Annotated in this window: 13 protein-coding genes; all 13 read left to right on the forward strand. The window is 38.1% G+C overall.

The annotated features are described in order from the left end of the window. Positions 1-111: 111 nt before the first annotated feature. Positions 112-405 (forward strand): hypothetical protein, encoded by a 294-nt coding sequence (locus tag FAX86_RS21815; RefSeq protein ID WP_144395621.1) that lies wholly within the window; start codon positions 112-114, stop codon positions 403-405. Between the two features lie 74 nt (positions 406-479). Then, positions 480-905, forward strand: a complete 426-nt coding sequence (locus FAX86_RS21820; RefSeq protein WP_144395622.1) for a hypothetical protein — start codon at positions 480-482, stop codon at positions 903-905. Positions 906-987: 82 nt separating this feature from the next. Continuing rightward, positions 988-1,314 carry a hypothetical protein gene (locus FAX86_RS21825; protein WP_144395623.1) on the forward strand — a complete coding sequence of 109 codons (327 nt, stop codon included), beginning with the start codon at positions 988-990 and terminating at the stop codon, positions 1,312-1,314. Between the two features lie 126 nt (positions 1,315-1,440). Next, on the forward strand, positions 1,441-1,791 hold the full coding sequence (locus FAX86_RS21830) for a hypothetical protein (protein WP_144395624.1): 351 nt from the start codon (positions 1,441-1,443) through the stop codon (positions 1,789-1,791). Between the two features lie 77 nt (positions 1,792-1,868). After that, positions 1,869-2,231 carry a hypothetical protein gene (locus FAX86_RS21835; RefSeq protein ID WP_144395625.1) on the forward strand — a complete coding sequence of 121 codons (363 nt, stop codon included), beginning with the start codon at positions 1,869-1,871 and terminating at the stop codon, positions 2,229-2,231. Between the two features lie 78 nt (positions 2,232-2,309). Next, positions 2,310-2,564, forward strand: a complete 255-nt coding sequence (locus FAX86_RS21840; RefSeq protein ID WP_144395626.1) for a hypothetical protein — start codon at positions 2,310-2,312, stop codon at positions 2,562-2,564. 76 nt (positions 2,565-2,640) lie between these two features. Then, the gene (locus tag FAX86_RS21845) at positions 2,641-2,991 is read left to right on the forward strand and encodes a hypothetical protein (RefSeq protein WP_144395627.1); all 351 of its coding nucleotides are present in this window, start codon (positions 2,641-2,643) and stop codon (positions 2,989-2,991) included. A gap of 105 nt (positions 2,992-3,096) precedes the next feature. Beyond that, positions 3,097-3,411: a hypothetical protein gene (locus FAX86_RS21850; RefSeq protein ID WP_144395628.1), complete on the forward strand. Its 315-nt coding sequence runs from the start codon at positions 3,097-3,099 to the stop codon at positions 3,409-3,411. A gap of 508 nt (positions 3,412-3,919) precedes the next feature. Beyond that, positions 3,920-4,231, forward strand: a complete 312-nt coding sequence (locus FAX86_RS21855; RefSeq protein WP_144395629.1) for a hypothetical protein — start codon at positions 3,920-3,922, stop codon at positions 4,229-4,231. 10 nt (positions 4,232-4,241) lie between these two features. Then, positions 4,242-4,628, forward strand: coding sequence for an Imm58 family immunity protein (locus FAX86_RS21860; protein WP_144395630.1), 387 nt, complete (start codon positions 4,242-4,244; stop codon positions 4,626-4,628). A 133-nt stretch (positions 4,629-4,761) separates the two neighbouring features. After that, positions 4,762-5,112, forward strand: coding sequence for a 5-carboxymethyl-2-hydroxymuconate Delta-isomerase (locus tag FAX86_RS21865; protein ID WP_144395631.1), 351 nt, complete (start codon positions 4,762-4,764; stop codon positions 5,110-5,112). 172 nt (positions 5,113-5,284) lie between these two features. After that, the gene (locus FAX86_RS21870) at positions 5,285-6,493 is read left to right on the forward strand and encodes a metallophosphoesterase (protein WP_144395633.1); all 1,209 of its coding nucleotides are present in this window, start codon (positions 5,285-5,287) and stop codon (positions 6,491-6,493) included. A gap of 74 nt (positions 6,494-6,567) precedes the next feature. After that, complete coding sequence (locus FAX86_RS21875; RefSeq protein ID WP_144395632.1) at positions 6,568-6,882, forward strand: hypothetical protein; 315 nt, start codon at positions 6,568-6,570, stop codon at positions 6,880-6,882. Positions 6,883-7,105: the final 223 nt, after the last annotated feature.

The following is a 7,105-nucleotide window of genomic DNA, read 5'->3' on the forward strand; positions in this document are numbered from 1 at the left end:
ACTTCGGCGCATTTAGAGCATTATCACTATGAAGATGGAATCAATGCATAACAAGAACAGGCAAGTGAAGCGAAACACGCTCACCTGCTGTGAGCGTTAGGTTTAGAAGCGATGATATTTGCAATCGAACGAATCAATGAACATGTATCTCAGATTCAAAGGTTCGATAATCTAGATGAAGTATCCAATTCTTTAGAGTGGCAAGACGTTTATGGTGGGGCTTATACAGTTCTATCTGATGAGGGGGAAGTTTACGGCTTAAACGCGACAGAGGAAAATGAGCCTGCTGTCGTGTATGGCTACACTTTTACTACTAAAGGAACGAATACTGTATTGTCTAGAAAATGTGTGAATGTATTTGCTAAGCAAAACTGGCCGGAAGAAATTGAGGTTGTGAATTTTTGAAACCTAACAAGAAACAGCTAAAAGAACAGCACGAAAAGCGTGCTGTCATCAGAGTTAAGTGTTAGGCAAAAGTTGTGTTGAAGTCAGCAAGTCAAGGAGCCCTGGCGTCTGTAGTAATGTTTCTCTTTCTTGGCTATGCAAGAAATGGATTTAAACCTTCGATATTGGACGGGTTTTTAGCAGAAACTATCTTCATATCAATATTTTTGTGGGTAATTGCCTTTGTGCTCTACCTTATTGTGTTGTCACCAATTATGGAAGTATTTGAAAAGAGCTCACGAAAAGTATCTCTTACCGTATTTATATTGGTAGGCTTGGTTCTTTCTATGGGGCTTGGTTACTTTGTCAGTATTATTCCTAGTCGAGGAGAGGCTGCGAGCTATCAAGTTGGCGACATTGGCGAGGCATTTACTACAATTGTATTATTTGGAATTACAGGTATAACCGGGGCCTTCTTTTCTTGGTTTAGCTTAAAGCGTGACAGTGATAAGCTTACCTAACAAAATAAGGCTGCGTGACGTCCAACCGCTCATTGCATTCGCGTTTGGCCGCCACAGCTTGAAACGTTATGTGTAAAAACTGATGATTCAAAATTATCTACTCTATATATGGCTGGCAGTATTCATTGGGAATCACCTTTTATTTAAATACGTTGTTCTCAATAAGTTGAAAAAGCAGCATCATAAAGTTTGGGTTGAAATTGGAGAGCCAACTATATTTAGCAGCAAGGAGTCACTTTGGTCTCTTGTTGGGTTAACTGGCGATCACAATGTTGGCCAGCTGTTAAAACGTGAAGACAATTCAGAAAAGTCATTAGTTTTGTTAAATCGCTATAAGTGGTCAACGTGTTTAGAGTTTGCTCTGCTATTTGCAACATTAGGGTCATTCATATATGCATCCAACACATAACAATCAGTTTTTGCCGGAACCTCACTCCATGCGGCGGTTTGTTCCTGGCTTCGCCAGTATGGCACAAACCACCGCATTCCGTTCGGTCCGCAAAACTGGGCGTTATGTGAAGCCAAGAAAATGAATATGCCTAATACAAACAACGTTTATGGATATTTCACTTCTCGAAGTAATTTGGAGAAGCTGGCTTCTATATTTAAAAGAAGGTTGTCTGATCACAATGTTAATATCGTGGTTAATAAGTCACATTATGACGGGACTCAGTCGATTCAACTTAATGGTGACAAAATTGAATTTGACAGTACATTGTTTAACAATGAAGGCAGGTATAGTTTTAATGGCGCCGTAGCCGGAAGTGAAAGTGAAATATACGAAGTAGTAAATGAAATTTTTACGATATTAAAAGAGCATAAATTTAAACCGGTTTTTGAGGTATACAATGAATCATTTGAGTGTATCGCAGAATTTAAAAGCTAAAAATCAAAGCCGGTATAATCATACACATAACAAGTGGTTGTTTCGGGCCGCAGAGCCATGCGTTAATTAGAACAATTATGGTTGAACGTTTTTGGCAAAATCACCGCAATGAATCAAGTGTTGAGCTTTATATATCAGAAAGAAGCGAGCACAAAGATGTAGAGCGTTTCATAGATGCCGCTGTAATGGTGATGTTTGAGGGAGACAGCGACTCGAATCGGGATGCTTATAAATTAGACTTATTTTTAGAGCCGTGTAAAAAAATATGGCTTATTTCTGAAATCAAAAGATTTAAAGCTTTGACACCGGCATTTGATTTTGACGTAGACTTTAATGCGGTGAGCGAGCAGTATGTTGTAAAAAATGAGTGGAATGATATTTTACTGTGCTTTATATGCAATGAATCCTATTATTTGTGCGGTTGGGGTACTTCTGCATGAAAGTTCTAACAAATCAAGGCAGCATCGCCCTTCGGGCTAGACGCGTTAACGCTCGCCGCTGTTACAGGTGTTAGGTTAATGGACATGAATGATTTTTTTGTTTTGGTTGTTGCGATTTGCTTAGCAGTAAATATTTATGCAACGATTAAAACTATAAAAACTTCTAGTCACACCAAGTTAAGAAAGATTTATCAGCTTTTGGCAATTTGGTGTATTCCTTTTTTTGGAGGGTTAACTGTCAGTCTTATTTATATGATCAATCCTACCTACGATGGTAGACATTATGATGTAGGCGTAGGAGCGGGAGAAAATGGTGATAGCGGTGGTGAATAATCCACCTAGCAAGTGGCTGTTGTCGCCGCTACGCGCTTTGCCTGCCCGCCAGGCGTTAGTTTATAAAGGATAGCTCATGAAAAATTGTTTATTAGTACTTGTTGCCGCTTTTGTTATGGTTGGCTGCAAAACGACCAATCCAAAAGCCAGTTACTCTAGCGATGTTAATTTCTCTGGAGTGACACACACAAATGAGAAGCTTCGCAATGATTCCTACAATATGCTGAGGATGTATATGTCCGCAGATGGTTGCAGAGAAATCACCCGTGTCAATTCAACTGTAACTTTGCCACCTGAAGGGGCGGAAGGCAGAAAACTGTCTAAAGAGCAATGGGAAGTAGTTGGCTGTGGCAAAACGTACAATTTCGAATTGGCGTTTACAGAAGATGGAAAAGGCGGAGCTTTTTTCTCGGTAAAGAAACTATAAAACTAACAATAACAAGCAGCCGAACAAAAACCGTGCACTTCGTTTCGGGTTTGGTCGGCTGTTGTAAGCGTTAGGTTTCTATAGAGAATCATGCATGAGCTTCAGATGGAAATAGAAATAACTCGACCTAAACAATATCAAGATAAAATCAGAGATTACTATTTGTGGGCCGATGATAAAGAGATAGGTAAAGTAAAGCCAAACTCTATTGCTATTTATTCAATTCCTGATAATGCACAAAATATCAGGTTTACTATTGATTGGTGTTCTAGCCCTGAGTTTGCTGTAAAAGATATTCAATCAAACAAATTAACAGTTTTTAATTCTTTTGGGAGTAATTGGATTTCGGCTTTATTTTTACAGCTTTATTACATAACTTTGGGTAAAAATAAATATTTAACTGTTAAAAGTGGCATTTAATAAGCACTTAAATCAATAGCAGGCTTGCATTCCTTCGTCACTAACTAGTTTGCTATTTTGAGCCGTTTAGCATAGCGTTAAAAATAAATATATCTAAGCTGTAACCTCACCAATTCTAATACACTTATCCCCATTATCTGTGGATAAGCTTGTGTACTTAAATACGAGAACTTCTAAACTTCTCGTATCATGTCGTCATCAGCGTATTTCTCAGATTGATTAACGATAGAGTTTGTTCTTGTTCGGTCCGCACTTTTTCTGGTATGATTTTATAACCACTGTAACATTTTAATTTTGATGCGTCATTTTTTGATTTAAAAATAAACAGGGATATTTTAACGCGCAGTGGTCCGCTTTTTGTCCTTCAAGATAGAGTTGTGAATTTGTTTCAAGCCATTGTGGCAATGGTTTAAGTTAAACGTTGAACGGTACTGCAGTTAACAAAGTGTTTTGGCAAAATGTTGTGTGTTTCATTACATCATGTTAGTCAAATAAAGGAGATTTACTTTTGAGGATATTATTATCTATTCTATTATTTTCCGCGTGTGGCTTTGTGTTTGGCCAGAAGGCAATAATACATAATCCATCGTCGAGCCAAGATCGAGTAATATCTGTTACTGGAATAGGGCTAGCGAAGTTGTCGGAAAATCAGTATATCGAGCTGGCGGAAGGAAGGTACACTGGAACGATGGAATGTATTGTTTCCGGTAAACGATACACTAATACATTTGATTTTACCGTGGGGAAGGGAGAGGGCACTGTGTGGTTATTCGCCCCATCTGTATCATGTTCGCCATCAGCTATGACAATGAAAAATTAATGTCTAACAGGTGCCGGTTGTTGACGTTCCACCGTTCCGAGCAACAACGGTTGGCGTTATATCTATAGAGGATGTCGTGTTTAAAAATAAATGGAAGATGTCTTTCTTCGTCTCAATTTTACTATTAATTTCAAGCAACTTGTATTGGCTGATAGCCTTAATAGATCAAGGAGTAACGAATACTTACTTATCTTATGAATACGATGAAGCCAACAAATCAATAAAGAGTTTAGGCGAGCTAATCGTGAAAGGGGCGTCAGAGTACAACCAAAAGGATATTCTCCATCTTCTAAGGCAAGCAAATCCAGACAGTTTTATCGTTGAAGAAGAAAATGTAATTATCACGGAATTTGCTAGTTTCACTTTCGAAAATGGAAAACTGGTTAATGTGCATTAGTGCTTATAACAAGGTGCTTAAAGGGCGGATACAAAAGCTTGGCTGTGCTTGTATCTCGCAAAGTTTAGCCAAGCATTATGCGCCGGTTAGCGCGGCGTTAGCTGAGAATTGAGAAATAATTGAGACGTGATAAATGCCACATTTTATTATTCATTGCACAAAAGATGTCTTAGATATTCATGACGAAAGGATGCTGATCAAAGAAGTACATTCTGTGGCAACAAAATCTGGCTTATTTGAAGAGGACGACATAAAAGTAAGAGTACAGGATTTTGAGTGTTACCTAGTAGGTGGCAAAAATGATGATTGTTTCATTCACGTTTTTGCACACATAATGCAGGGTGGAACAGAAGCTCAGAAAGCTAACTTGTCTCGTTCGATTGTTAAAAAGCTCGTAGATATGTTTCCTTCTGTTACTAATATAGCAATGAATGTCGATGAGTTTACAAAATCAACTTACTGTAACAAGTCGCACTTGTGTTGAGAGCTGCTAACAATGTAAAGCAGCACGCCCTTGAAGGGGGTGGGCCTCGTTTCACTCAATCACTGCTGGCGATGTTAGATAATAGAGGTTATGTTACCTCGCTCGGTGAATGGATTAATGTATTCAGCTCTACCCATGAAATTAAAGAAAAGGAAATTTTAGTTTGAAAAGAATGTTTAAGATTACTGTTTTATTAACCCTTATCTTTTTTATATCGCTTGTCGTTATTAGCAGATTTAGTGGAGTTGGCATTAGAGTTAGCGATGGAAGTTATTTGGGTTACTCTGCAAGTACTGATGAATGGCTCATATTCGAATATCAAAATATTCCTGTCATGCATGACGGACCTTATGTTTTTGTTGAATCGAGTAAACTGTTAGCACTCAGAGTTGAAAGTTTCAAACAGACAATTAACAAAGTAACAAGATCTCCTGTTGATGGTGACTTACTAGTAACGGTAGACAATAAGTCTAAAACTCAGTTTACTGTTCCATTGAGGCAATCTGATCCACGTTCACAATTGAACTATTCAACAACTGAAAAAGTGTTGGCTATTTCCGATATTGAAGGAAACTTTGACGCAGCAGCTAAATTGCTCATTGCCAATGGCGTAATAGACAGTTCATTGCGCTGGAGCTTTGGCAAAGGGCACTTGGTTTTAATTGGCGATATGGTAGACCGCGGTACTAATGTTTTGCCGACACTCTGGTTACTGTACAAACTTGAGGCTGAGGCGAAAAATGCTGGGGGGCACCTACACTATGTTCTAGGAAACCATGAGCGATATTTATTGGATGGCAGAACAAAATCCGTCGCCAAAAAGTATTTTGGTACGTATCGTGCGACCGGAATGACACAACGCCAATTGTGGTCTGAAAACACGTTACTTGGCCGATGGCTGAGGACTAAACCAGCTTTATTAAAAATTAACGACATTCTATATGTTCACGGTGGTATATCTCCTGAAGTACTGACTCAACGTCCAACCTTAGAGTTCATCGATAATTTAGCAAAAGAGTCGTTCGTGACATCAGGAACCAACATAAAAAACATAGATGACCATATTCTGCACGGATCGAAAGGCTTATTATTTTATCGCGGCTTGGCAAAAGATATGAGTCATTATAATCTGGGTAAGAAAGCAAGTGAAAAGCACGTCGAAAAGATTCTGGAGGTATATGGAGCTCAGAAAATAGCGATAGGACATACGTTAACAAAACACATTGGTTTTGATTTTAATGATAAAGTTGTCCGAGTTGATGTCGACCATGCTTCTGGCGAAAGTGAGGCACTTTTAATAGAAGGTCGTGATATTTCCAGAGTTAACACTAAAGGGCAAAAATTACCTTTAATTCAAATTGAAAGTGCTGAGATATTATAGATATTAAAAAAGCTAATAAAAAGCTACTATAGCTGCGCTATACAATGCGTTAATAAGATTAAGGAACCAAGTTTATGTCGGATGACATGATAGATTATTTGAATATTGCTCTTGGCCTATATATTTTTATTTCCACGTACAGGGCAAAAAGAAAGCTTGCCTATAAAGTTTTTTGGTTTATACCATGTACTATTATCCTTCTGGGAGCTGTCAGTGATTTGCTCAGATTTGATTTAGGAGAAAATGGAAATCTAGTGTTTAAATATGTTCTTTACTCAACTTTAGCTTGGGCGCTGTTATACACCTTTCTCGAAGTATATTTTTTTAAAAAATTTATTAATAGACTTAAGAGAGGATTAAAAGAGCAAGCTAAAGATAAGGATGTTTAATTTGGTGTTAAAAGACTATTCAAAAGTTTGCATTTGTCCGACCAAGAGAGTATTATCTTAGTACATAGTGGAATAGTTCGATCTTAAGTGAGTCAGCTTTTGTTTTCCGCTCAACAGAATCCCCAAAACCCGTCTTCATGGCGGGTTTTTTTATGCCTGTAAAAAAGTGAACTCAATGCCCGAAAAAGATCCGAATTTATGGTCGGCGATGCAAGACTATGCC

The organism is Pleionea sediminis (assembly GCF_007570825.1).
Classification (GTDB): Bacteria; Pseudomonadota; Gammaproteobacteria; order Enterobacterales; family Kangiellaceae; genus Pleionea; species Pleionea sediminis.